The 23,995-nt window shown below is 56.6% G+C and carries 26 protein-coding genes; 7 read left to right on the forward strand and 19 right to left on the reverse strand.

Translation table 11 applies throughout. From position 1 onward, the window contains the following. Positions 1–4: 4 nt before the first annotated feature. Both hutI and EU557_RS01360 read right to left on the reverse strand, forming a co-directional pair. The gene (gene hutI / locus EU557_RS01355; protein WP_135528623.1) at positions 5–1,276 is read right to left on the reverse strand and encodes an imidazolonepropionase; all 1,272 of its coding nucleotides are present in this window, start codon (positions 1,274–1,276) and stop codon (positions 5–7) included. Between the two features lie 164 nt (positions 1,277–1,440). Further along, a complete protein-coding gene (locus EU557_RS01360; RefSeq protein ID WP_135528624.1) occupies positions 1,441–2,256 on the reverse strand; it encodes a class I SAM-dependent methyltransferase in 816 nt (271 codons plus the stop codon). A 79-nt stretch (positions 2,257–2,335) separates the two neighbouring features. Between EU557_RS01360 and EU557_RS01365 the strand changes: the two genes are divergently transcribed. Further along, on the forward strand, positions 2,336–2,863 hold the full coding sequence (locus EU557_RS01365; protein ID WP_135528625.1) for a 2'-5' RNA ligase family protein: 528 nt from the start codon (positions 2,336–2,338) through the stop codon (positions 2,861–2,863). Between the two features lie 6 nt (positions 2,864–2,869). On the opposite strand, the gene EU557_RS01370 is transcribed toward EU557_RS01365, so the two are convergent. The 4 genes from EU557_RS01370 to EU557_RS01385 form a co-directional block, all read right to left on the reverse strand. After that, on the reverse strand, positions 2,870–3,640 hold the full coding sequence (locus EU557_RS01370; RefSeq protein ID WP_135528626.1) for a tRNA(His) guanylyltransferase Thg1 family protein: 771 nt from the start codon (positions 3,638–3,640) through the stop codon (positions 2,870–2,872). Next, positions 3,630–4,079 carry an AAA family ATPase gene (locus EU557_RS01375; protein WP_135528627.1) on the reverse strand — a complete coding sequence of 150 codons (450 nt, stop codon included), beginning with the start codon at positions 4,077–4,079 and terminating at the stop codon, positions 3,630–3,632. The genes EU557_RS01370 and EU557_RS01375 overlap by 11 nt, the downstream gene beginning before the upstream one ends. 12 nt (positions 4,080–4,091) lie before the next feature. Continuing rightward, positions 4,092–5,030, reverse strand: coding sequence for a hypothetical protein (locus EU557_RS01380; RefSeq protein ID WP_135528628.1), 939 nt, complete (start codon positions 5,028–5,030; stop codon positions 4,092–4,094). 95 nt (positions 5,031–5,125) lie between these two features. Continuing rightward, positions 5,126–5,560, reverse strand: a complete 435-nt coding sequence (locus tag EU557_RS01385; protein WP_135528629.1) for a BLUF domain-containing protein — start codon at positions 5,558–5,560, stop codon at positions 5,126–5,128. A 124-nt stretch (positions 5,561–5,684) separates the two neighbouring features. Between EU557_RS01385 and pncA the strand changes: the two genes are divergently transcribed. From pncA to EU557_RS01400, 3 genes are all read left to right on the forward strand, one after another. Then, positions 5,685–6,281: a bifunctional nicotinamidase/pyrazinamidase gene (gene pncA / locus EU557_RS01390; RefSeq protein WP_135528630.1), complete on the forward strand. Its 597-nt coding sequence runs from the start codon at positions 5,685–5,687 to the stop codon at positions 6,279–6,281. 87 nt (positions 6,282–6,368) lie between these two features. After that, on the forward strand, positions 6,369–7,472 hold the full coding sequence (locus EU557_RS01395; RefSeq protein ID WP_135528631.1) for a mechanosensitive ion channel family protein: 1,104 nt from the start codon (positions 6,369–6,371) through the stop codon (positions 7,470–7,472). Between the two features lie 108 nt (positions 7,473–7,580). Further along, the gene (locus EU557_RS01400) at positions 7,581–8,120 is read left to right on the forward strand and encodes a GNAT family N-acetyltransferase (RefSeq protein WP_135528632.1); all 540 of its coding nucleotides are present in this window, start codon (positions 7,581–7,583) and stop codon (positions 8,118–8,120) included. Positions 8,121–8,230: 110 nt separating this feature from the next. Here the strand turns inward: EU557_RS01400 and EU557_RS01405 are convergent, their stop codons facing one another. Beyond that, positions 8,231–9,349 carry an SPL family radical SAM protein gene (locus EU557_RS01405; RefSeq protein WP_210115960.1) on the reverse strand — a complete coding sequence of 373 codons (1,119 nt, stop codon included), beginning with the start codon at positions 9,347–9,349 and terminating at the stop codon, positions 8,231–8,233. Between the two features lie 179 nt (positions 9,350–9,528). Beyond that, positions 9,529–10,269 carry an SDR family oxidoreductase gene (locus tag EU557_RS01410; protein ID WP_135528633.1) on the reverse strand — a complete coding sequence of 247 codons (741 nt, stop codon included), beginning with the start codon at positions 10,267–10,269 and terminating at the stop codon, positions 9,529–9,531. A gap of 184 nt (positions 10,270–10,453) precedes the next feature. Here EU557_RS01410 and EU557_RS01415 point away from each other — a divergent pair, with 184 nt between their 5' ends. Beyond that, positions 10,454–11,968 (forward strand): malate:quinone oxidoreductase, encoded by a 1,515-nt coding sequence (locus EU557_RS01415; protein WP_135528634.1) that lies wholly within the window; start codon positions 10,454–10,456, stop codon positions 11,966–11,968. A gap of 80 nt (positions 11,969–12,048) precedes the next feature. On the opposite strand, the gene ctlX is transcribed toward EU557_RS01415, so the two are convergent. After that, positions 12,049–12,972 (reverse strand): citrulline utilization hydrolase CtlX, encoded by a 924-nt coding sequence (ctlX, locus tag EU557_RS01420; protein WP_135528635.1) that lies wholly within the window; start codon positions 12,970–12,972, stop codon positions 12,049–12,051. A 142-nt stretch (positions 12,973–13,114) separates the two neighbouring features. Between ctlX and EU557_RS01425 the strand changes: the two genes are divergently transcribed. Then, positions 13,115–13,855: a hypothetical protein gene (locus EU557_RS01425; protein ID WP_135528636.1), complete on the forward strand. Its 741-nt coding sequence runs from the start codon at positions 13,115–13,117 to the stop codon at positions 13,853–13,855. 81 nt (positions 13,856–13,936) lie between these two features. On the opposite strand, the gene EU557_RS01430 is transcribed toward EU557_RS01425, so the two are convergent. From EU557_RS01430 to EU557_RS01450, 5 genes are all read right to left on the reverse strand, one after another. After that, the gene (locus EU557_RS01430; protein WP_135528637.1) at positions 13,937–14,128 is read right to left on the reverse strand and encodes a cold-shock protein; all 192 of its coding nucleotides are present in this window, start codon (positions 14,126–14,128) and stop codon (positions 13,937–13,939) included. A 224-nt stretch (positions 14,129–14,352) separates the two neighbouring features. Next, on the reverse strand, positions 14,353–15,165 hold the full coding sequence (locus tag EU557_RS01435) for a hypothetical protein (RefSeq protein WP_135528638.1): 813 nt from the start codon (positions 15,163–15,165) through the stop codon (positions 14,353–14,355). Between the two features lie 282 nt (positions 15,166–15,447). Beyond that, complete coding sequence (locus EU557_RS01440) at positions 15,448–16,461, reverse strand: zinc-dependent alcohol dehydrogenase family protein (protein ID WP_167855048.1); 1,014 nt, start codon at positions 16,459–16,461, stop codon at positions 15,448–15,450. Positions 16,462–16,650: 189 nt separating this feature from the next. Beyond that, the gene (locus tag EU557_RS01445) at positions 16,651–17,892 is read right to left on the reverse strand and encodes an MFS transporter (RefSeq protein ID WP_135528640.1); all 1,242 of its coding nucleotides are present in this window, start codon (positions 17,890–17,892) and stop codon (positions 16,651–16,653) included. 161 nt (positions 17,893–18,053) lie between these two features. Then, positions 18,054–18,275: a YodC family protein gene (locus EU557_RS01450; protein ID WP_135528641.1), complete on the reverse strand. Its 222-nt coding sequence runs from the start codon at positions 18,273–18,275 to the stop codon at positions 18,054–18,056. Positions 18,276–18,391: 116 nt separating this feature from the next. On the opposite strand from EU557_RS01450, the gene EU557_RS01455 reads away from it, so the two are divergent. Next, on the forward strand, positions 18,392–19,402 hold the full coding sequence (locus EU557_RS01455) for a glycoside hydrolase family 43 protein (RefSeq protein WP_135528642.1): 1,011 nt from the start codon (positions 18,392–18,394) through the stop codon (positions 19,400–19,402). Positions 19,403–19,565: 163 nt separating this feature from the next. Here the strand turns inward: EU557_RS01455 and EU557_RS01460 are convergent, their stop codons facing one another. From EU557_RS01460 to EU557_RS01480, 5 genes are all read right to left on the reverse strand, one after another. Continuing rightward, a complete protein-coding gene (locus EU557_RS01460; protein WP_135528643.1) occupies positions 19,566–20,276 on the reverse strand; it encodes an SDR family oxidoreductase in 711 nt (236 codons plus the stop codon). A 119-nt stretch (positions 20,277–20,395) separates the two neighbouring features. Then, a complete protein-coding gene (locus EU557_RS01465) occupies positions 20,396–21,331 on the reverse strand; it encodes a helix-turn-helix domain-containing protein (protein ID WP_135528644.1) in 936 nt (311 codons plus the stop codon). A gap of 163 nt (positions 21,332–21,494) precedes the next feature. Further along, positions 21,495–22,694 carry an acetyltransferase domain-containing protein gene (locus tag EU557_RS01470; protein ID WP_135528645.1) on the reverse strand — a complete coding sequence of 400 codons (1,200 nt, stop codon included), beginning with the start codon at positions 22,692–22,694 and terminating at the stop codon, positions 21,495–21,497. A 112-nt stretch (positions 22,695–22,806) separates the two neighbouring features. Continuing rightward, the gene (locus tag EU557_RS01475; protein ID WP_135528646.1) at positions 22,807–23,265 is read right to left on the reverse strand and encodes a hypothetical protein; all 459 of its coding nucleotides are present in this window, start codon (positions 23,263–23,265) and stop codon (positions 22,807–22,809) included. 196 nt (positions 23,266–23,461) lie between these two features. Further along, positions 23,462–23,896: a hypothetical protein gene (locus tag EU557_RS01480; RefSeq protein WP_135528647.1), complete on the reverse strand. Its 435-nt coding sequence runs from the start codon at positions 23,894–23,896 to the stop codon at positions 23,462–23,464. Positions 23,897–23,995 lie beyond the last annotated feature (99 nt).

The following is a 23,995-nucleotide window of genomic DNA, read 5'->3' on the forward strand; positions in this document are numbered from 1 at the left end:
CTTGTTATTGCTCCGGCCGCTCCACCCGTACCCCGCCAATAATGACTTCTCGCACCGGGTTTTCGCCAAGCCAGTAAGGGATTTCCTCATACATAGGCACATCAAGCAGGAGGATGTCGGCGCGCTTGCCGGGCTCCAGGCTGCCGCACTCCTGCTCCTGCCCAATAGCCCAGGCGGCGTTAAGCGTGACGGCCGCCAACGCCTCTAGCGGCGTGAGGCCCATTTTAAGGCAGGCCACGGACAGCGCCAGCCACAGATTTTTGCTGGGGCAAGAACCGGGGTTGAAATCGGTGCTGATAGCGACGGGCAGGCCCGCGTCAATGAACTGCCGACCCGGCGCATACCTCTCCTGGCGCAGAAACAGCGGCACCAAGGGCAGTAGCACGGCCACCGTTTGTCCCTGAGTACATTGGGCAATGCGGGCGGCGGCTTCGGGCGTGAGATAGTCGCAGTGGTCGATACTGGTGGCACCTAGTTCAGCAGCCATTTCGCAGCCACCAAGGTCGTGCAGCTGCTCGGCATGTATTTTCAGCCTAAAGCCCTGCTCCTTGGCTTTTTTGAGGTAAGCACGAGCTTCTTCTACTGAGAAAGCGCCTTCTTCGCAGAAAACATCCACAAACTCGGTTACCCCACGCAGGGCAGGCAGCACTTCCGTCGCCAGAAATTCGAGGTAGTCGGCGGCACGGCCCTTAAACTCCGGCGGAACGACGTGAGCCCCCAAGAATGTACGTACCACGCGTGCCTCCTGGCAATGTCCGGCGGTACCTGCTACCCGCACCAGGCGCAGCTCCGTTTCGCGGTCAAGGCCGTAGCCGCTCTTGGCCTCTACGGTGGTTATGCCGTAGTGACGGAAGCCCGCCAACTGGTGCATAGCGTTAACGAGTAGCTCTTCTTCTGAAGCGGCCCTGGTCGCACGCACGGTACTCAGAATGCCACCGCCGCTGGCCAGAATATCGAGGTAGGCCTCTCCCTGCAGCTTGCGCTGAAATTCGTGGGCGCGGTTGCCACCAAACACCAAGTGCGTGTGGCATTCCACTAGCCCAGGCATCACTACGCGGCCGTGCCCTTCTATAATGGCCGTACCAGCCGTTACCTGCTTCACATCCAGCTCCTGCATGGGGCCTACGGCCACAATCTGGCCTTCTTCGCAGGCTACGTAGCCATCGGTGATAATGCGCCAGTTGCTCATGGCTGCGCCAGCCAGCGGCCGGTCAGTGGGGCCACCTGCCAAGGTCAGCAGTTGCCCGCAGTGCCGCACGAGTAGTGTGTAGGCCATAGCGTTTGAAAAGTAGAAATGGGAGAACCAAGGGCAAGATGAGCATATACCAGAACTTGCCACTTGGCCTTTGCACAGCGGCACCTCCGGCTGCTATACATTAACCGCTTTTGTTCAAAGAGCTTACCAAGGCCGAGACACCAAGGCTTACGCCACCAAGGGGCCTAGGCCTGCTCCGGCCTCTGCGCCACCACCGAATACACCATGGGTAGTTTATCCGGTAAGGCTGCAATTTGAAAACGGCCCGGGGCAATTTCTACCGTATTTATGAAGCAGTTGTAGGGCGAATAATCGTACTCCTGGAAATCTCGCACCTGCAGGCCCTGCCGGAGTAAGCCACCTAGCACTTCCGCCAGGCTATGATTCCAGCTCACAGAAGTAGTAGTGATAGGCGCCGCGCGGTCGGCGTAGGTGCCGGTTTCCGTTTCTTCAATCGTTTCCCGGTTGAAGTAGCTGTATTGTACCTCAGTGAACTCTGAATTGAACATCCATACCACCGGATGAAACTCCACCAGCACCAGCCGGCCACCGGGCTTCAGATACCGCGCCACCAGAGTTGCCCACTGGTCTAAGTCGGGAAGCCAGCCTAGCACGCCATACGTGGTATATACCACATCAAACGGCTGCTCAGTAGGCAGGTGCTCGGGTAGACTGTAGATATCGCAGCACACGAACTGCACGGGTAGCTGCAGCTCCGTGGCCAGTTGCCGGGCTGCCCTGATGGCCTCATCCGATAAATCCACGCCGGTTACCTCGGCGCCTAAGCGGGCCAGGGACAAGGTATCTTGCCCGAAATGGCATTGCAGGTGCAGAACCCGCTGCCCCTTCACCTGGCCTAGCAGGCCTAGCTCAATGTCATTCAAGGAGGTGTGGCCCTCCCGAAATCCGGCTGTATCATAGAACTCCGACTGGAGGTGATGCTCCGTTTTCGCGTTCCAGAGCGCACGGTTTATGTCGAGGTAATCAGGCGGCGTATGCATAGCGAAATATACACTTCTGCTATGTTTTATGGCGGAGATACGAGCCAACTCGTACAGCTGACTTTGCGGCCCCTCAACTATGCACTCTCCTGACTCCGCCCCGCTTATTCTGACACTGGCCCTAGACGCCGATTCGCAGGCGCATTTCAACGACTTGCGGCAGCTCCACTTTCCCAAGGAGCGCAACTACCTGCAGGCCCACGTGACGTTATTCCACCACCTGCCAGCCATCGAAAGGCCCGCTATTGAAGCTGAGCTGCAGGCACTGACTAGCACGTTACCCCCACTGCCTTTGCGCGTGACGGGCCTGCGCTTCCTGGGTCGCGGAGTGGCCTACGACCTCGAAAATAGCGTGCTTCAGCAGTTGCACAAGCAGCTCCAGACCACCTGGACCCCGTGGCTAACACCCCAGGATCAGCAGCGCCTTAAACCCCATATCACGGTGCAAAACAAAGTAGATCCTGCCGTAGCCCGCGCCCTTCACGAGAAACTAACGGCGCAATTTGCGCCCTTTGAGGCCACCGGCCTTGGACTACTCTTATGGGCGTACCGCGGCGGGCCGTGGGAAAAGCTGCGCGAGTTTCAATTCATGAGTGAGGTGGCCTAGGCCTCTCTACTCCTGCTCATGCGCACGGAGAAGCTGCTTGATAAACAATTCATAGTCTGCTCCCATGGGCAAATCGCAATCAGTTTTCCATCGGCGGCGCTGGGTCAGGATTGGCTGCTGCCGCTTGAGATCAAACCCCTCTTTCTCGTAGGTTTCCTGATACACCCCCAGTCCTCGCTTTTGCCACAGAGGGAGGTCATTGAAGTTGATGCCGTGCCCAAAGAGCAAGTCATGCTTGGCACTGGTGCGTAGGCCTCTTACCTGCCCGGTTGCATCTGCCACAGTGTGCCCTTGTTTGCGAAGGTGCCAGTAGCAGTGGGCATTTAGGGCATTGCGGCCAGCATCCTCCTGGCGCCAGCGAAAATAATCTACTACATCTTGCTGGCGTGGCAGTTGCGAAATCCGGCAGTCGAATACGCCAATGGACCCCAGCAGCACGGAGAACTGTGCTGAGGCCTCCCCCGCCAGAATGGAGGTGTACTTGCGCAGTTTACGTCCGTAAGTTTTCTCCGCGGGGTGAAACAGCAGGGATATTTCGTCGCTTTGCGCGTAGCCGTATATCACCCGAAAGCCGCAGCCCATCAAGTGTATCACCGTCTGGGCCATCATGTCACGCATGCGCTCATCAAACGGGGCCTCAAATGCGTGCACTTCCTTGGTCAGGCGCGTGAACCCACGTCCATCCAGGCGAGCCACAAGGTACAGGCCCGGCAGGGCGCAATGGTCGTGGGCGGTTTCAAAGACGCGCATCCGGGCGTCGAGGTCATCAAATTTCATCCTGCCAGGGGCTGATTAGGAACTGCTGGTTGGCCGCTACCCGCACAAAGTATATTTCATCAAACCCCTCCGACCATTGCGGGCGCTCCAGGCGGTTACGGGTGGCCCGGATGCCTACTTCAGGCACTTGCCGGGCCGGTGGGCGCTCCAGGTTCCGCACCAGGGCCTCCGCCGCAACAGACTGGAAGAAATAGCCAATAACCCGAAAGCCTGCTGCCCGCGCCGGCTCAATGTATACTGTCCGCTCGGCAGCCGTGGGGTTAGTGTTGTCGATGACGCAGGGCATTTGGGTTTCCAGGCACAGCGCCAGCATCCGCCGCTCCCGGTTGCGGGTGCGCAACAGGTCTTTGCTGATGCGCACGTGCGTATGAAAGAACTGCTGCTGATAGAACGTGGACTTGCCCGTGGCCTGTATTCCGCAAAAGACAATGAGCTGCATACCGTGAGTCGGCTACTTCTTGCGGGCGGTGATGGTGTGCGTCAGAGATTTAAACTGGCCTAGTGCCGTTTCGTAGTCTTGGCGGGCCAGGCCTTGCATGGCCACGGCAGTGTTGCCGATGATGGTTACCTGCTGATAGAGCAGCACGCGCTGACCTTGCATCATGCCAAACCCCTCGGTTTCGTAAGTGAGCAGGTCGTTTACCTTGGCCGAGGACATTTTGCGCGGCGTGAACCCCGTGAAGCCAAAGCGGCTGAGGGTGCCCAGCAACTCATTGCTTACATCGGCGGCGGTCAGTGACGGGTTGTAGGGCAAGGGTGTGACGGTAAGCAGAGGCTCGGTGCCGTAATCGTCCTTCTTCTGCCCACCCAGGGCATACACGTAGAGGTTGGCCGTAGTTTTGGCGAAGGCGAACGGTGACTTCTTCTCATCAAAGACAAATACGGCCTTTGCGAAGGGGTCAGAAGCTAGGTTTTTCTGGTACGTGGCAGTCAGCAGCGCTTCCCGGATGGCGGTGCCAGTGGCGGTTTCGGCCGCGGGGTATACACCTACCAGCTGCACGGCAAATGTGGAGTCGCCGAACATGAGCTGGGCCGACTCTTGGGTGGGCGAGTTTTGCACCCGAGCCATCCGGGCAGGGTAGCCCTGCACCGTCATTTCCTGAAACTCCAGCACCTTCATGCCGCGGGCCTCAAACCGGGCTTTGCCAAAAGAAGCCGCATTCTTGAAGTAGTTGCTACCCGGCAAGTCGTACACTTGGATGGCCGCACTCCCCTTCCGAACCCCAGTAAGGCCGGGTGCTGGCCCGAAGCCATCTGGTGGCACCATCACCACGTGGGTACCCGGTATGAGCCGGGGTACGGCCGCCGCTGACTGGGCCTGCCCGGGTAGGGTGGAGAAGGTAGTACATCCGGCCAACAGCGCCGGATAAAGGAAACGCATAATCTTCATGGCAATCCAAAGAAAAAAGCCCGCTGCAAGCCAGTAAGGGAGCAGCGGGGCGCAAGGTAGGCAGGAAATGACGCGGGCACTATCTCAGGCGCTGCCTAGGCCAGCACAGGGTGGAGAGCCACAAAGTTGAGCAGTAGTTGCATGAGGGCGGGGTTAGCATTATGAGCGCGCGGCAGCGGAAACAGCGGCTTGTCGGGGCTCACATACCCCGTAATGTGCTCATACTCCACCGGATCAGCCACGGTAAAGCCCATGCTCCAGTCAGGAAACTGGCGGCGTGGCACCACAATATCAGCCAATGTTACGATCTGGTAGTGGCGCGGGTCGTGCGTAATAGCCTCGAACACCTCCCGCACTTCCTGTTCCGGCCCTTCCAGCACCTGCAGCACCCGCCCCGAAGCATACAGCAGAATGCCCGTAATAAGCAACCGATGATTTTTCAGGCGCGCTTGCTGAAGTAGCTCCGTCAGCTGTTCTTCCGTAGGGTTGTTGTGAAACCTACTGATATAAATGGTTTGATGAATTGTCATAGGTGGGAAGCATAGGGAGGCACATAATCAACCTCATCCGTTTCCTATCTGTTCCAAGATAGGGAAACCGGCCCCGCTGTATGTTTGCATCTGGCTCTGCTTTTCTACTATAACTCCTAACAGCATGCGCGCTTTACTGCTCATTGATATTCAGAACGATTTTTTGCCGGGTGGCTCACTTGCTGTACCTGGTGGTGAGGAGATTCTGCCCCTCGTGAATACCCTCCAGCCGCAGTACGAGCTGGTAGTAGCTACCCAGGATTGGCACCCCGCTCAGCACCAGAGCTTTGCCAGTCAGCACCAGGGCAGCCAGCCCTTCGAGCAGATTGATTTGCACGGCCTGCCCCAAACGCTGTGGCCCGACCACTGCGTGCAAGCTACCCCCGGCGCCGAGTTTAGCGCCGACTTGGATCAGCACCGCATCGAGGCCATTTTCCGCAAAGGCACCACTCCCGAAATAGACAGCTACAGTGGCTTTTTCGATAACGGCCACCGCAAGAGTACTGGCCTAGCCGACTACCTCCGTGGCCGGGGGGTGCGCGAGGTTCATCTGTGTGGCCTAGCAGCTGATTTCTGCGTAAACTTCTCGGCGCTGGATGCGCTGAAAGAAGGATTTGACGTGGTGTTTCTGGAGGATGCTACCCGCGCTATCTCGGCAGAAGGGTACGCGCAGGCCCGGCAAGAGCTGCAGCGGCGCGGGGCTCAGTTTGCCGGCCGCTAGGCCACTGCAGCCTAACCTTTGCGGGCTGTTTGGGGTACAGAAGGGTTCTTTTTGTCTTGCGCCGACGCTTTTTCCGACGCCATTCTCATGCTTGAATCCTTCTCTGACCTTCCTGAACAGCTTCGCTTGTGGCTGCAGCCCCTGGCGGTGATAGTCGGCAGCCTGGTAACCGGTCGTCTGCTCAAATACGCCATTTTCGCCCTGCTCGATGCGTACAACCGACGGGAGCCAATCCTGCTCACCCAATCGGTAGCACGGCACTTGAGCCATCCCAGCGCCTGGTTTTTTCCGGTGCTCGTGCTCTCCTTCATGCTGCCGCTTACCTACCTGGAAGCCCGCCCGCTGGAAGTTATGCGCCGGCTAGTAGAAACCTCTCTGCTCATCACCTTTGCGTGGGGGCTGGTGAAAACCGTGGACGTAATTCAGGACCTGGTAGAGGACCACTACCGCCTCGGCGAGGCTGACAACCTGCGAGTGCGCAAGCTGTTTACCCAACTTCAGTTTGTTAAAAAGCTGGTGGTTACGCTGATCATCTTCGTGGCTACCGCCCTCATTCTGATGAGCTTTGCTACGGTGCGGAAGATTGGCACGGGCCTGCTCACCTCGGCCGGTATCGCCAGCGTTATCGTAGGTTTTGCGGCGCAGCGTTCTATTAGCAACCTGCTGGCCGGCTTCCAAATTGCCTTCACTCAGCCTCTTCGCCTCGATGACGTGCTAGTGGTGGAAGGTGAATGGGGCCGGGTAGAGGAAATAACCTTCACGTATGTGGTGCTGCGCATCTGGGACGAGCGCCGCTTGGTGCTACCCCTGAACTACTTTATCGAGAAGCCCTTTCAGAACTGGACGCGTAGTACCGCTCAGTTATTAGGCACCGTATTTCTGTATACCGATTATACCGTACCAGTAGACGCCATTCGCAAAGAACTGGAGCGCTACGTGAATGGTCATACTCTCTGGGACCGGCGCGTGTGCGTGTTGCAAGTCACCGACTCGAAGGAGCGCACGCTGGAACTCCGGTGCTTGGTAAGTGCCGCCAACTCCAGCAATGCCTTCGATCTGCGCTGTGCCGTGCGCGAGCACATGGTCACGTTCATCCAACAGCACCACCCTGAGGCACTCCCCAAAACTCGTTCTCTGGTTGAGGCCAAAGATCAACCCTTCACCCTGGTTCCAGAAGATCAAACAAGCTGAACCGTATTAGCTGATCAATTGGACTTTTTACCGTATCTTAGCGGGTTCTGAGCAATAACCAATCGGCAATTTGGCCGTTGCTTATTGCGTACTTCTGCTCGCCGCTTCATGATCCAACTAGAATATTTTACCCCCGCTGATTTCGAACAACTCATCAGCTGGATTGACTCTCCGCACCTACTTATGAACTGGGCTGGCCCCATGTTTAACTTTCCGCTCAACCACGATAAAATGGAGTGGTACTTACAGGAAAGCAACGAGCTAGGCCAGTCAGATGTGTTCATTTTCAAGGCCATTGATACCAATACTGGTAACACAGTAGGCCACATATCCTTGGGCGGCATCAGCGAAAAAAACCGCTCAGCTCGCATAAGCCGGGTGTTTATCACTCCAGAAGCTCGTGGCAATGGCTTTGCCCGTCAGATGCTGACGGAGGTACTACGGTTTGGTTTTGAACAACTCAACCTGCACCGCATCACACTGGGGGTGTACGACTTTAACACGGCCGCCATTGCCGCTTACACCAGGGCTGGTATGCAGCGCGAGGGCGTTCTGCGCGATGTACTCAAATACGATGACGAATACTGGAGCCTAGTGGAGATGAGTATGCTTCAGCCGGAGTGGCAGGCCTTGCATCAAGTAGCCTAACCGCTTACTCAGCAGTTTGCACTTTTACAACACAACCAAACAGGCCTAGGTCAGGGGGAGATTCCCGGCCTAGGCCTGTTTGGTTGTAGTAGAAAATTAATCGGGAGAAGCTATGTCCAGTACTGGATTGGCGCGTTCGGGAAGCGCTTCTGCCATTCCTCGTAGAAGAACTGACGCAGTGTGCGCATGTCTTCAGGCTGGTACACAAACTTTACGCCCCCAAACTTATTGCGCTTAACGGCCCGGGTAGCCTCATCAAAGTCTAGCGACGTGTTGGGGTACCACTGCTGCAGTACGTCGCGAGAGCCCGGCGTGAAGCGGTGCGTGATAAACTCCACGGTCAGGTCGCAGTCGAAGTCCAGAGCAGCAGCCATCCGGTCAAACAGCTCAGTGTAGTGCTGGCGCCAGTTTGGGATCTGCATAATGGGGGCCAGAACCACGCCTACGGGGTAGCCTCCCCCACCCTGCTCCCGCGGTAAGGCCAACTGCCGAAGCGCCTGCAAACGGGCATCAATGGAGGCAGTACCACCTTCTAAGCGCCGGGCCACCGGCTCAGCATTCAGGCTAATACGGGCCCGCGTGTGCCCATTGTGGGGCAATGCCAGCAAGGAATTGACCTGGTTATACTTGCTCACAAAGCGCAGCTGTGCTCCTTCGCGCGTGCCGAAGTACCGGATGCACTCTGCCAGACTGCCGGTGAGGTGCTCAATGCCTAACACATCGGTGTAGCAGCTCACCTCAAAGCTAGTGCGGCGGCCGGGCTGCTCATAGGTGGCGGTGTTATCGAGCAGCTGGGGCAGGTTGGCAAATACACGCACCACCGGTGGCCCCTGCAGGCTACCGGCCAGGTAGCAATACTGGCAGTGGGCCGGGCAGCCCTCAGCTAGGTTCATTTGCCAGTCGGCGGAAGGAGGCGTGGGCTGCAGGCGCAAGGCACCCGCCGGTGCCTTCACCACGGCCATGGTGTTTTTAGCGTTACGGTATGTTTCGCGCGCATCCTCACCACGCAGTCCCGTGATGCGGTTGCTTTTCAACACCTCAATCGGCAGACCTTGGGCTGCTACGCGCTCATAAATCTGCTGGCCGAAGGGCTCATCTAAGGCATCGGGCGTGAAGAGTACCCGCTTGGGTAACCACAACCGCGCGCTGTGCGTGAGCGGCTCGGGTGTAGGCTGCGGTGCAGCGTTTAGAACGGGTAAATCGAAGAGCTCCAAGGTCTGGTTTGTCATAGCTAGTTATAACACCGACAAGCCCGTTATAGCTCCCGCAGAACAATAATAAGCTAGGCTTTTCGCCCTGTTTTCTAGCCCCACAACACGATGGAAATTTCCTTTACAACAACACTGGCCTAGCACCGCGAAAGGGTTATTTTCGCTGGTGCTAGGCCAGTGTTGCAGCCAAGAGCCGCTTACTTATTCATCAACTTAAAGCGAGCATTCAGCTGCTCCCGTGAGGCCAGCCGGGCCTCCTCAGAAGTACCATAGCCTACCTCCTCTTCGCCCTGGGCCAACCGCTCCAGCACGGAGTCGGCGAAGGCATCAACGGGCACGCCAAAGGTGTGCAGACCTGCCCCACCTAGGTCGGTATTGACGGCGGGTGGCACAATCTCCAGCACCTTAATGGGCGTGGTTGACAGCTGATGCCGCAACGAAAGCGTGAAAGAGTGCATGGCGGCCTTAGTGGCACTGTAAATGGGCGCAAAAGCCGCTGGCGCAAACGACAGACCCGAAGTGACGTTAATAATGGCTGGGTTCTGCTGCTGGCGCAAATGCGGAATCAGAAGCAACGCCAGGTGCATGGGCGCATCTACGTTGATGGTTAGCTCATTCTGGTAATCGGCCCAGTTCGTGGAGGTATCGGGGGCAGCCAACTGCCACCGGTTCTGAATGCCGGCGTTGTTAATGAGCACGTTCAGGTTGGGAAACTCTTGCTGCACCCAGCGCGCCAGGTCCTCCCGTTGCTCAGGGCGGGCTACATCACATACGCGGGTATGGAGGCCTGGCAGCTGGCGCTGCGCTTCTTCCAGGGCTTCGGCCCGGCGGCCGCACACAATTACTTGGCTGCCTGCTTTCATCAAGCGCTCTGTTAGGGCTAGGCCTATGCCGGTGGCGCCGCCGGTAATCAGAATGGTGTTGTTTCCAAGATTCATCGATTCAGGAACAAGTTTGAGGGCAGAAATTGTACTGTACTACCGGCCCGAACCTACTTTTGTTGCCGGTCAAAAACCCCGCTAACTCTGAGGGTTGCGCGGTTGAGCTTGATATTCTTTCTAAAACAAAAGCCACCTTTTCGGACTTTCCCCGTACTTCGTAAGTCCTATTTCTGATCTACGCATGAGTACTACTGATAGCTCCGCCACCCTTTCTGCCGATGTGGTATTGATTGGGGCTGGCATTATGAGCGCTACTCTGGGCATGATGCTCAAGGAGTTGCAACCTGATCTGACCATTGCCATTTTTGAGCGCCTCGACGTGGCTGCCGCCGAAAGCTCCGATGCCTGGAACAACGCCGGCACCGGCCACTCCGCTTTCTGCGAGCTGAATTACACGCCCGAGAAGCCCGATGGCCGCATTGATATTTCCAAAGCCATTGCCATTGCCGAGCAGTTCGAGCAATCGAAGCAGTTCTGGTCGTTTTTGGTGGAGAAATACCAAGTGACGGGCGTTACGCGCTTCATCAACCATATCCCCCACCTGAGCTTCGTGTGGGGCGACAAAAACGTGGAATTCTTGCGCAAGCGCCATGCCGCGCTTACGCAGTCGCCGCTGTTCCAGGGCATGGAGTTCACCCAAGCCCCCGCTCAGATGGAGCAATGGATGCCTCTGGTGATGGACGGCCGCGACCCCCAGCAGCCCGTAGCCGCCACCCGCATGAACCTGGGCACCGACGTAAACTTTGGCGCTCTTACCCGTGGCATGTTCACGCTTCTGCAGCAGAAGCCGGGCGTTTCGTTCTACTTCCACCACGATGTAGATAAGATCAAGCGCAAGGAAGATGGCCGCTGGGGCATTCGCGCTAAGGACTTGACTACGGGCAACAGCGTGAAGATTCGGGCACCTTTCGTGTTTATTGGCGCGGGTGGTGGCTCCTTGCCCTTGCTCATCAAATCTGGCATTCCGGAAGGCCAGGGTTTCGGCGGCTTCCCCGTAAGCGGGCAGTGGCTGAAGTGTGTGAACCCCGCCGTTATTGCCAAGCACCACGCTAAAGTATACGGCAAGGCCTCGGTAGGCTCCCCACCCATGTCGGTGCCGCACTTGGATACCCGCGTTATCAACGGAAAGCAGGAGCTGCTCTTCGGCCCATATGCAGGCTTCAGCACCAAGTTCCTGAAGCAGGGCTCTTACCTCGATTTGCCGCTGTCGGTGAAGCTGAGCAATATGCGCCCCATGATTATTGCCGGCCTCAAGAACATTCCGCTCACCAAGTACCTAATCAACCAGGTGCGGCAGTCGCCGGAAGACCGCATTGCCGCTCTGCGTGAATACCTGCCCGAGGCAAACCCGAAAGATTGGGAGCTGGAAATTGCGGGTCAGCGCGTGCAGGTCATCAAGAAAGACGCCAAGCAAGGGGGCGTGCTAGAGTTTGGTACCGAAGTAGTAGCAGCTTCCGATGGCTCTATTGCGGCCCTGTTGGGTGCTTCGCCAGGCGCTTCTACGGCCGTGAGCATCATGGTAGGCTTGGTGCAGCGCTGCTTCCCGCAGTACGCCAACACCCCAGAGTGGCAGAACAAAATGCGTGAGATGATTCCGTCGTTCGGCAAGTCGCTGAACGATAACCCACAGCTAGTTGAAGAGCTGCGAGCCCACACTAGCGAGGTCTTGGGCTTGAACGCAACGGCTGCCGCTTAGCCCTACTTAGTTGCACCCTACAAACCCTGCCTGATGCTGTATCAGGCAGGGTTTATTGTGTCTGGAGTAGCCTAAGTGGCCTACGCCTTCTCGGGCAAGAACACCTCTGCCAGCATACACCGAACGCTGCCACCACCAATGGTTTCGATAGTGGGGATGGGCAGCGGCAGCAACTCACAGTAGTGGCCTAGGATGCCTCGCTGAACTGGTCCAAGTGCATCAAAGGCACTCTGCGACATAGCCAGTAGCTCCTGCCCTTCAGCGGGCTGCAGCGTGAGCATATTTCCAGCAAACTTCGCCACCTGTTCCAGTGAGATAGGAAGTACTTCGTGCCCCGTCTCCTGTAGAGAGCTTACCACGGTATTCCGCTCTTGCTCATCCCGGAGGCTCTCCAAACATACCACCGCAAACTTTGCCCCCACGCACATCATCACATTTGTATGGTAGATAGCATGGCCCTTCTGATCTACTGCGTGAAATGTAATGGGCTGGTAGGCCAGTAAGGTGCATACTTCCGTGAACAATCGGGCGTCGGTGCGGGGCGATAGAGCAGCGTAGGCCACCCGATGCTGGTGGTCGAAGATTATACTGCCGGTTCCTTCTAGAAAATGACCTGTATGCTCTGCTTCTGAAAAATCCACCACTTCTCGCATGGCAAAGGACTGGCCTAGAGCTGCCAGAATATCAGGCCGGCGCTCTAGGCGGCGGTTGGGCGCACACATCGGATAGAGCAGCACACGGCCGTCGGCATGCATGGTGAGCCAGTTGTTTGGGAAAATGGAGTCCGGAGTATGTGGTTCGAGAGTATCCTCAAACACTACCACCCGCACCCCTTTCGCGCGCAACGTAGTCACTACATTATCAAACTCAGCCTGCACTTTTTCCTGCATGGCATTCTCACCTAGCCCTTGTACTACCTGCTGAAAGTAGTTTGAAGCCGCCGTTTCAGGGTTGAAGGAAAACCGCACGGGGCGAACCAAGAATACAGTGGAAGCTGCTTGCATAGGGGGTAGAGGATGGATATTTGATTTAGTAATGGTTGCTGCTGCAAAATTGAGAATCTCTTCGTGTACTGACATTCCACGCACTAGTGTTCACGTGCCGTGAAAAGTCGGTAGATTAGACAAATATTATCCCTTTAATCATATGGCATCTATGCAACTGCGCCTGTCGCTCTTAGCAAGCCTGGTACTACCGGCCACTTTATGCTACGCTCAGCAACCTCACATTGAACAGGTTGGGGCCGCAGCTCAGGCCAATTTGCAGGCATTGGTCAATGGCTCTCCTACTGTAGTCCCTAACGGCTCTCGCAACGAAATCCTTGGTTCGCCTTACGCTGATGACCGCTGGCTACCGGCTAAGCTCATTATGAGCAACAAAGTACCTCTGGCGCCCGTGCCTCTTAAGTATGATGTACTCAACAAACGTTTACTCATGCGGTTAGTAGACCGCCCCAAGGACTCTTTACAACTCGATGACCGCCTGTTGGAGCGGTTTATACTGCAGGAGCCAGCCACAGGTCTTACCCCAGCCCGCGAGCGAGTGTTTCGCCGCTTTACAGAGGCTCCTGTTCCAAGCCAGCGCACACAATTTGTAGAAGTCCTGCAGGAAGGGAAGTACACCTTGCTTAAACAGTACATTAAGGTTGTGCACAAGGCTCCCACTGGCGCTTACACTACCGGAAACCGTTTAGATGAAGTGGAAGACAAACCCACCTACTACGTACGGCGGCCTGATGCTACAGCCGTGCCCGTGAAGCTCAACCTCAAACAAATGCAGAGTTCTGTACCAGAGCTAGCTGCCGCTTTAAAAGATGCGCCTGGTGCTAAGAATGCTAAAACGGAAGCTGAATGGACAGCGGTTTTTCAGAGTTTAAATGCCCGATAGAGCTGGTAACGCTAGTCTCGTAAAACAACAAGGGGGTAAGCCAGCTGGCTTACCCCCTTGTTGTTTTACTAAAAGCTGAAACTAAGCGCGACGAACTTTAACGGCGCTCAGGCCCTTACGGCCTTCTTCTACTTCGAACTCAACTTTGTCGTTCTCACGGATTTCGTCGATCAGGCCCGTGGCGTGAACGAATACGTCTTGGCCAGTAGCGGCATCGTTAATGAAACCAAAGCCTTTGGTTTCATTGAAAAATTTTACGGTTCCTGTTGACATGATGCTTTAGGAAAGGATTAAAAGAATAGCAACTGGCAACGGAACTCTACTATTATTCAGCACGCGAATGGATGGTAGTGACAGAAGACAATTTGCCTTAAACAGCGTAAACGTACGGCTTTTATTTTACTTGGCTCCTGCCCGTGCAAGCATCAAGCACACTACAGCGGCCTTACTGCGGGGCGCATTCCGTACTTGGGCTACTACCTACAACGGCAAATACCCTACGGGATGGAGCGTAATGCATCTCTTCTCATCCATCCTCTAGAGGTCACTTTTTCCCAGTTAGTGAACGTCACATACACGGCGTCGCCGCGCACTTCTCCAAGCCATACTTTATCGCCTTGCACGCAATGGGCCTTGCGAGGTTGAATTAGGTCGGGTGAGTCGTAGAAGTATGAGCGCGCTACTTGCACTACCGCCCGCTGAGTGCCAGTAGCGGCCGGAAGAGCAGGTTTTTCTGGCTCCACGGGAGCAATAGGTTCCTCATAGCTGTAGTCGTCATTAGGGTCAGGTGGTGTGACGGCTGAGCGTGCGGGAGCTGTCGTGTTGCGCACGGGAGTGGTGGCAGCCAACTGGCCTAGCTCTTCGCGCTTCAACCATCCTGTAACAGTAGCTCCTTTCGGCGTCTTGAAGCGAGTCCGCACAAACCCGTTGCGCTCTTCCTCGCCAATGAGCACATCACCGCGCAATAGATACTTGCCGTTGGGCTTTACCGTTGGCTCCGGAGAATCAAAGAAATAGGCTGTACCCGCCACCACTTGGTAGCGGCTTCCCGCTGCTGCATTTGAAGCGGCTTCATCAGGAGCAGTGGCGCTTGCTGCTTTTGTCTCGGTGGTTGCTTCAGAAAGTGGTGGCTCTGCTTGCTGATGTGGCGCTTTATCATCGGAGCAAGCGGCCAGTATCGCCAGCCAACAAACAACAGCACCGAGCTTTAAGCAACTGTAGCGCGGCGAGTGGCCTAGCCCTGCTACTCCCTTGCACGAGCTGCTAGCCTGTGGCAGGTAGTTTATTCCGGACCAATTATGCTTTTTCATCGACGTATTTTTACCGGGCAGCTCACGCTGCCCTTTCGATGAATACGTAAACAAGCTTGCTCTGGTGGCTCTAGCTTAGCTTGATGAGCATGCCGCGCTCATATGACGTCTATGCCAAAACCGGCGCCTAGCTCTTGCGGACATGATGCCGTATCTAGAAGCACAGAAGTGGCCTAAAAATGTGTCACTCCAAGTAAGAAGAGAAATCTAGGAGAGGTGAATAGTCCACTTCCTAGTTATCTCCTCCTACTTGGAGTGACACCTGTTCTTCAATCAGCCTATTTAACCTACCTGCACTACAATCTTGCCGAAGTGCGATCCGCTACCCATATAGCTCAGGGCTTCTTTAGCTTGGTCAAAACCAAATGTTTTGCTAATGACCGGCTTAAGCTGGTTGCGGTCAAAGGCCTGCAGCATGTCAGTGAGCATTCGTGTGCTGCCCACGTAAATACCCTGGAGACGCTGGGTGTTGATGGGCACCATAGAGAGGTTGGGCGCTTCGTCATTCGGGCCACCTACGGCTCCTATCTGGAAGATGCTGCCGCCCGGCTTTAGGGCCTTGATAGAACGCGCCATTTGCCCGGCTACTTCCAGCACATAATCTACGCCCTCGTCCTGAGTCAACTCGCGGGCCTTTTCGTCCCAGTTGGGAGCTTCTTTATAGTTGATGAGCACATCAGCCCCCATGTCTCGGGCCTGAGCCAGTTTCTCGTCGGAGCTTGACGTGATGATAGCTCGGGCGCCCATGAGCTTGGCAATTTGCAGTCCGAAGATGGATACCCCACCTGTGCCCTGCAGCAGCACAGTATCGGTGGGCTTTAGCTGAGCCTGCACTACCAAGGAATGCCACGCAGTAACGCCCGCACACGGAAAGGCAGCGGCTTCTTCGAAAGAAAACGAGTCGGGCACCTTGGCTACGGCTTGTTCCGGGAAGGATACGTATTCGGCCAATACACCGTCGGTGCTGCCGCCTAGGGAGCGGGCAGTTTTTGCGGCCGTGAAGGCCCCGTCGTGCCAATCAGGGAAGAAGTTGGCCGCTACCCGGTCGCCGACCCTGAACCTGGTAACGCTGGCTCCTACCTCAGTTATTATCCCCGCAGCATCGCTGAAGGGAATAAAAGGCAGCTTCTCGCCAGGATAGCCAAACCAGCCGTTAGCCAAAGCCCAGTCGCGAAAGTTCAGGGATACGGCTTTCACCTGAATCTTTACTTCGTGGTCACGCACGGCGGGCTCATCGTATGTGCCCAGCTTGAAATTCTCCAGGCTTTTAGGCCCGTGGAGCTTGTATGCTTTCATGAGGATGCTAGTTAACGTCAGGCCTGTTGAACCGGCAACCACTGGCATTTGTTGGTTTGGGCTTTGCATAGCCAACAAATGGCTTCTATGCGCAACTCTTCCAGCCTGATTTTCAAGGCCTGCCTCTGCTGTCAAACCTTATCCCTAGGCCTGACAGTGCTATTGAAAGGTAATTGAGGGTATACAGGCTCAGGCAGCGCGGCGGCCTAGGCCAGTCTCGCGGAGCAGCAGGCTCGCCAGGATAGCCAGACTGGTGCAGCCAATCCAGAAAAAGCCCCCGGTACGGAAGTGAGCTATGGGGTCATCGGCATTGCCCAAGCTTTGGCCATACAGATGAGCAAATAAGGGGCCTAGCAGGGCTGTTACGCTGAAAGTGAGGAAGTTCATTGCCCCAGTAGCGCTGCCTTTCACATGGTCGGGGTTGGCCTCTTTGATAATGGAATAGGGAATCATGGCGGCCCCTGATGCCACACCAAACAGGAATAGGCTCGCATACATGGGCAGCAACGCGGGCACGTACAGCTCTTGCAACCCAACCAGCACCATGCAGACAGCCCCAGCCAAGAGCACGGGCTTACGACGGCCCAACAGATCAGCGAGCCAGCCGAGCAGCGGGCAACCCAACACCCAGCCCAGTGGCACCATCGAACACGCCCAAATGGCCGCCTCATAGCTCATGTGCTGATCCTGCTGCAAAGAGGCCACGCCCCAGTTCATGGCAAAAATGGTAGTGGGGGCAAACAGCAAACCGGCAATTAGGCCACAGAGGTAAGACTGGGGGTTGCTGAACACAATTTTGTAGGGCTGCAGCAAACCGCCCGCCGCGGCGGGCTGCCGGGCCTGCTCGGCGGCATCGTTGGGGGTGATGAAGAACAAGGCTAGGCCAGTAGCCAAATTTGCCAGGCCCATCAGCACCCAGAATGTGCGGACATCAAACCCCTGATGGATAAGTGGGCCTACTGCAAACTGGCCTACGGCGCCGCCCAACATGCCGAGGCACTGCGTAGCGCCAATGGCAGTAGCCAGGGACCGGGCCTGAAACCCACGAGATGCCAAATATACCGACCCGGTAAAGGCAAAGGCAGAGCCCGCCCCTTGTAAAAGACGGCCGCTATTGCCGGCCAGTGAGCCAGGCACTGCAAACAGCAAGCACCCGAGCGCCACCACGGCTACCCCCGCGGGCAGGGCATATTTGGCGCCGGTCCGGTCGAGGGCAATGCCTGCCACTAGCCCGGCCAAAGAATAGGTGTAGTAGTAGGTACCCAGAATAGAGCCTACCTCCACCGCCGTAACCCCAAACACCCCAGCCAGCTCGGGTAGCATTACTGCTGGCCCCGACCGCACGGCATACTCCAGAAAGTAGAAGATCAGTGAGAATACCCAGGCAATGACATAGGGCCGGGTCCGATTCGGATTACTTGAAATTTCCATACGCAACAAATGCCCTCCACTCGCCAGCAACTGACAGCAGCCCCAGAACGCACGGCGCCGGGGTAGATGCAACTTTCATGAAGCTGTATCAACCTCGACTCAGCGGCATTGTTATGTTCAGCTTTCTAACCTGCCCAGTTCTAGGCCACTAGAGTTACCCTTTAGGCTTGCCCAAACAAGCTGTTCTCGCGGGCTTCATCGGTAGGCGCATCCGGGGATGCGGCGGGCTTCACGGCATCGCGCGGAAAGGTAGTAGGTGCTTGGAGCTGGTTCTGCTCATCAAACCACGTGCAGGTAACCTGCTTCAGCGTAAGCTTGACAATGGTCATAACGGGCCCGCCCGATTTCAACTGTACCGTGTCACCCAAGTTGAGAAGCGCCATAAGGAGGGAATAGTAATAGTGGTTAGGCTGTCTATACGTGTACTTGTGCAATACTTTATATAAACTTGGCAGTTATTTTTCCCACAACTACGCAGTAGGCCACTAGCATATTCCTTATGAAAACACCCGCCATCCTCAGTGCCCTATTCAGCCTTTTCCTCACCAACGCGGCCTTCTCGCAAGCCCCTGCAGCGGCAGCGGCTACAGGCGCGGCTACCAAGCCGGCGCGGTCTGGCAACCCCGTGTTCCCCGGTTGGTACGCCGACCCAGAGGCTACTATTTTCGGTAAGCAGTACTGGATTTACCCCACGTACTCCGCGCCCTTCAATCAGCAGGTGTTCATGGATGCGTTTTCGTCCACGGATCTGATACACTGGACCAAGCACTCACGCATTATCGATACCACCAGTGTTAAGTGGGCAAGGCGCGCTATGTGGGCCCCTTCCATCGTTAAGAAAGACAGCCAGTACTTTTTGTTTTTCGGGGCGAATGATGTGCACGAGGGAGAGGTTGGAGGCATTGGGGTAGCCGTAGCTTCCCGCCCCGAAGGGCCTTTCCGCGACTATCTCAACAAGCCGCTTATCGGTACTATTCATAACGGCGCCCAGCCCATCGACCAGTTTGTGTTTCAGGACACTGACAAGCAGTACTACATGATTTACGGTGGTTGGTCGCACTGCAACATCGTGCGCCTGAAACCCGATTTTACGGGCCTGCTCCCCTACCCCGATGGCACTACCTATAAGGAAATTACGCCCCAGAATTATGTGGAAGGCCCATTCATGTTCCGGCGCGGCGGCAAGTACTACTTTATGTGGTCGGAAGGAGGTTGGGGCGGGCCAAACTATTCGGTGGCCTACGCTATTGCCGACTCGCCGCTAGGCCCCTTCCAGCGGGTGGGCAAGATTTTGCAGCAAGACCCCAGCGTGGCTACGGGGGCAGGTCACCACTCTGTCATTCAGGTGCCGGGTAAAGATGAGTGGTACATCGTGTATCACCGCCGGCCCTTGGGCGAAACTGACGCTAACCACCGCGTAACCTGCATTGACAAGCTGGAATTCGACAAACAAGGCCACATCCAGCCCGTGAAGATTACGGCCGAAGGTGTAGCCGCCCAAAAGCTGTAGTGGCCTACCTCATGTCTAGGTCTAGCAGGCAAGTTGCTTAGTCAAGTTACCTACTAGGCCTAGTAGCTAGTAGCAGTGTCGGGTAGCTTACCAGCTCTGTAGTAGCAAGCTACCCGGCACGTACCTTAAGGAGTACCAGCAAAGAGCGCTTATCGGCAAGACTCTACCAAGGTAATACACCAGCGGAAGAGGAAGCCGTGCCGGTAGGGCCATCAGCTGGTAGCAGGGCCAGCCGGATGGCCTCCGCCGCCCCCTGCGCGGGCGTGTCGGTGCCCGCAAAGCCATTCAGGTCGGTGGCCGTGTAGCCGGGCGCCGCCGAATTTACCTTGATGCCCGTGTTCCGCAGCTCATAGGCTAGCTGCACGGTGAGCATGTTCAGGGCAGCCTTCGAGGCCGAGTACCCAAGTAGGGCCCAGTCATTCTGCCCAACAATGGTGAGCGAGCCCAGCGGGCTTGACACGTTGACAATGCGCCCCGCCGCGGCCTGCTTCACCAGCGATAAAAACGCTTGAGTAACGGCCAGCGTGCCTACGAAATTGGTTTGGAGAACTTGCTCTACGCTACGCACGTCGGCGGTGGCTGGCGAGCCGTCGCCAGCCACGTTAATTCCCGCATTATTCACCAGAATGTCGAGGTAGCCTTCTTCACGCTGCAGGTGCGCCGCTGCCGCGGCGAGTGTTGCTGGGTTGTTCAGATCTACTTCCAGGAATAGCACGTCGCCCTCGGCGGCCAACTCGGCTACGGCTTGCTGGCCTTTGGCGGCCTCGCGGGCCCCTAAGTACACCCGGCAGCCCGCTTGCAATAGCCCCCGTACAATTTCGAAGCCGATACCTTTGTTGCCGCCCGTGACCAGCGCAATCTTCTTATTTGCCATGTTGCTTGTGGGTTAGGCCTCCTAGGATAAGGAGGCGAGTAAGTACCCCACAAAGGTCCGGGCGACAGCTAAGCAGTAAACTTCGCCAGTCAACCCATTTGTTTTAGATTTCAAACATGCTAGACTCCAAACACGGCCAAACGACGAAAGTCGCCCGGCGTTTGGCCGGCGTGGCGCTTAAAGAAGGTGCAGAAGTGGGCGACATCGGCAAAGCCCAGACTATCGGCAATTTCCGAAATACTCCAGGCGGTTTGCTTCAGCAAGAGCTTAGCTTCCTGCGCCAGACGGTGGCTGATGAGAGCGGTGGTGGTTTGGCCCGTCGTCTCCTTCAGCACGCGGTTGAGGTGGTTGACGTGCACGGCCAGTTGGTCGGCATAGTCGGTGGCGGTGCGCAGGCGCAGCGGCGGCTGCGGGCTGAGGCGCGGAAACTGCCGCCCCAGCAGCTCCGTGAATTGGGTGGCTACCCGCTCGGCGGCGCTGTGCGTAGCTAGCGGGGCGGGGACCGGCTGTAGCTTCTGCACCAGGTGAAGCAGCTCCCAGAGGTAGGTACGCAGCAGGTCGTGCTTATAGGTGTAGCCCGACCTGAGCTCGCGCGCCATCTTCTCGAAAATAGCTTCTACCGCCGCGCAGTCGGCCTCGGCTACTTCCCACACCGGGTAGGCTCCGGGCTGAAAGATCGGCAGCTCCGCCAGCACCACCCCGGTGCGGGCGGGCAGCAGAAAGGCATCGTCGAAGAGGCAGCTGTAGCCCGTAAAATCTTCGGTGAGCGGCAGCCACCGGTAGGGCACGCTCGGCGTCACCAGAAACAACGTATTATCGCCGGCGTGCGGGGTCTGGTCGGCGCACTCCACCTGGCTGCGCCCGCGGCAGAGCGTGATTTTGTAGTAAGCTCGCTGGCTAAACGTCATGGGGGGTGCCCCGCGCAGGTCCGCCAAGGAGAATACGTTAAAATGCCCCACGCCTTGCCCCATATCCGGTGGTGGTAATACGCCCACTGCGGACTCTGGACCCGGGGCAAGCGCATCGTAAAAAGCGGCAAGGGTATTCGGTTTCATATGGGCAAGTGTACGAATCAATTGAGCAACCAGAGGTGGTAGCAGGCAGAACAGCTAGATGCTATTAGTAATAATAGCCGGCCAACTTCTCGGTAGCTATGGGCTACAGCACCACTCGCAGCTATCTGAACAGTAGCGAAACCCACCCTTCGCAGCTATTCTCTTACACGTACGAGAGCCACCAGTACGTATGGTGCCGCTTGAAATTCCGGTACCAGCGGCAGGGCCAGTAGGCCACTAGCACCACTCCCGCCCACACGGCATAGGCACGCCACAGGCTAGGGGCATATTCTTTAGGCCAGGTGGGCGGCGCCGCAAACGACAAGTTAATAGCTTGCCCAAACGACAGCCGGGTCCAGATCCAGGCGCCGACACTTATCAGTAGTAGGTGCAGCACGAAGTAGAAGAACGGTACCTGCCCAAAAGTACGCAGCCAGCGCGTCAGGCGGTTATCTGCGGTGTCTAGCTGGCTCAGTAACAGCAGAGATACCCCCAGCGTGAGGCTCACGAATAGTAAGGAAGGCGGGTACTTGCTCACGTTTAGAAAAGACAGCACGGTATAGAACCCACCGCGGGGCTGTACGCTCCAGGGGGCCGGGTCGCCGTACCAGTTGGTAGCGCGTAAAGCCACAAACAGGCCTAGTAGGCCCACCCCCGCCAGGCGCAGCCACTGAGCCCGCTCGGGTAGTGGCCTAGCAAACCACGGACCTATCACGTAGCCTGCCAGCATCACGCCCAGCCAGGGCCCAACGGAGTACGCCACCAGTAAGGCCGGCACCGATGAGCCCAGCGGCACCAGGAAAGGGGTGTTGTGCAGCAGGGCCCAGCCAACGTTAGAGCCCGTTACGGGTTGGATAATGGGCAGCGCATCGTGGCCAGGCAGGATGAGCGCGGCTAGCCCTGCCAGCACCGGCCGGGGTAGCCAGAGCAAGCCCGCCAGCAGCACCATTCCGCAGCCTATTGCCCAAATAACTTCCAGCACCAGTATAGTATAGCTCCACTGCAGCAAGAAGGTAATAACCAGCACCTCCGTTACCACCAACCACAGCCCCCGCGTAACCAGAAACCGGCTAGTGACACCCCGGCTCCCCTTTTTTTGCTGCAGCAGCCAGATACTCACCCCCGAAAGAAACACGAAAGTAGGCGCGCAGAAGTGGGTAATCCAGCGAGTAAAGAAAAGCCAGCCGGTAGCCTGAGTAAGGTCTTCGGGCCGAAATGCAGTGGGGCTCCATAACTCGCGCACGTGGTCAAGGGCCATAATCACCATCACCAGTCCGCGCATCACATCCACGGCCTGCACTCGGGAACTGGTTGCGCGGCTTGGGGCAACAACGATGGTGGGCAACTCAGCGGCTGATTGCATAGGTGGGGCGTTAGGCGAGTACACAGGAGGGAGCAGCCACAGTGAAATTTATAGCACCGCTGCCGCTCCCTCAAGCTACACACTTACTGCAATTAACCGCTAGGCCAGTTGCTCATTTCTGCACCACTGGCCAGTTGAAGCCAATGCCATTTTCCTGCTCTGGAGTTAGGGCAGGCACCGGGTACGGCGTGCGCTTGCCATCGGCCGAAACCACCATCAGGTTCTTGTAGGGCACAAACACATACACCCGGTCGCCGGGCTGGGCCAGCTTCATCATATCTGATAGGTCAACCGACGACTGGCTCACGCGCTTGGTGGGCAGCAATGGCCGCCTACCCCGAATCAGAGTTAGCTCCGCGTCTTTGAACTGGTAGCTGACTTTCTCTGCACAGGCTGGGTTTGGGCTGACCTGCAGCGTTACCTGAGGCACCAGCGCGGCTCCAGTAGCAGGCACCTCCTGCTGGTTGCGGAACACTTTCATGACGGGCTTAGGGCAACTTGTTTGGGCAGTGGCAGCGCCGCCAGTGGCCGCAATTAGGGCCACTGCTAATACGGTTCTTTTGATTTGCATACTGAGTTAACTAATTGGTACACGAACATTATAAACACGTGCCAGGCCTAATCGCCAAGCACTCATTATCAACGCACTAGATACACTCCCATTGTACAATGGAGTAGATGTAGTTGATGCCAAGTTAGGCAGGCGTGCTAGGATGCCTTCAGGTGGATACCTGCTAAAATAGCAGCTCAGCTGCGCAGCTAACTAGCTACTCCTGCACCGGCACAGAGGCTGGTATAGTCTGCCGCAGCCAGTCGCTGCTAAACATGAAACGCACGGAGTAGCCGCCGCAGTCGATGTCGGTGCTGTAGCTGGTGACCCAGAGAAACTTCTGCGCTCGTATTGGCCCAAACGCTGCCCAGGGAACAAACAGTGGTGGGTGGCCTAGGAAGAAGATTTTCCAGGTAGTAAGCCACAAGCCCTGTGAGGTTGCCCCAGCCCGCACTGAGTTTTTATAATTGGCCAAGCCAATGCGCACGTGGGCCAGTAAAGTCCGCTCAACGGTGGCCGGTACTGTTTCTACGGCGTACTGCTTGGCCAGGCGGTGCCACCCCATCCGGGACACCATAAAGCTTATCAAGCTGAACAGACCCGCAAAAAAGGGAAGAAACAACAGGGGCAACCAGGGCACAAGGGGATGCATACTCCAGCATACGCGCTTAGCGAGTGGGAGTTGAACGTAAACAGTACTGGCCTAGCTCTGCTGATTCCTAAGTAATAGCCCTAGAGTAACCCTAAGCAT

The sequence above is a fragment of the Hymenobacter wooponensis genome, assembly GCF_004745865.1.
GTDB classification, from domain to species: Bacteria; Bacteroidota; Bacteroidia; order Cytophagales; family Hymenobacteraceae; genus Hymenobacter; species Hymenobacter wooponensis.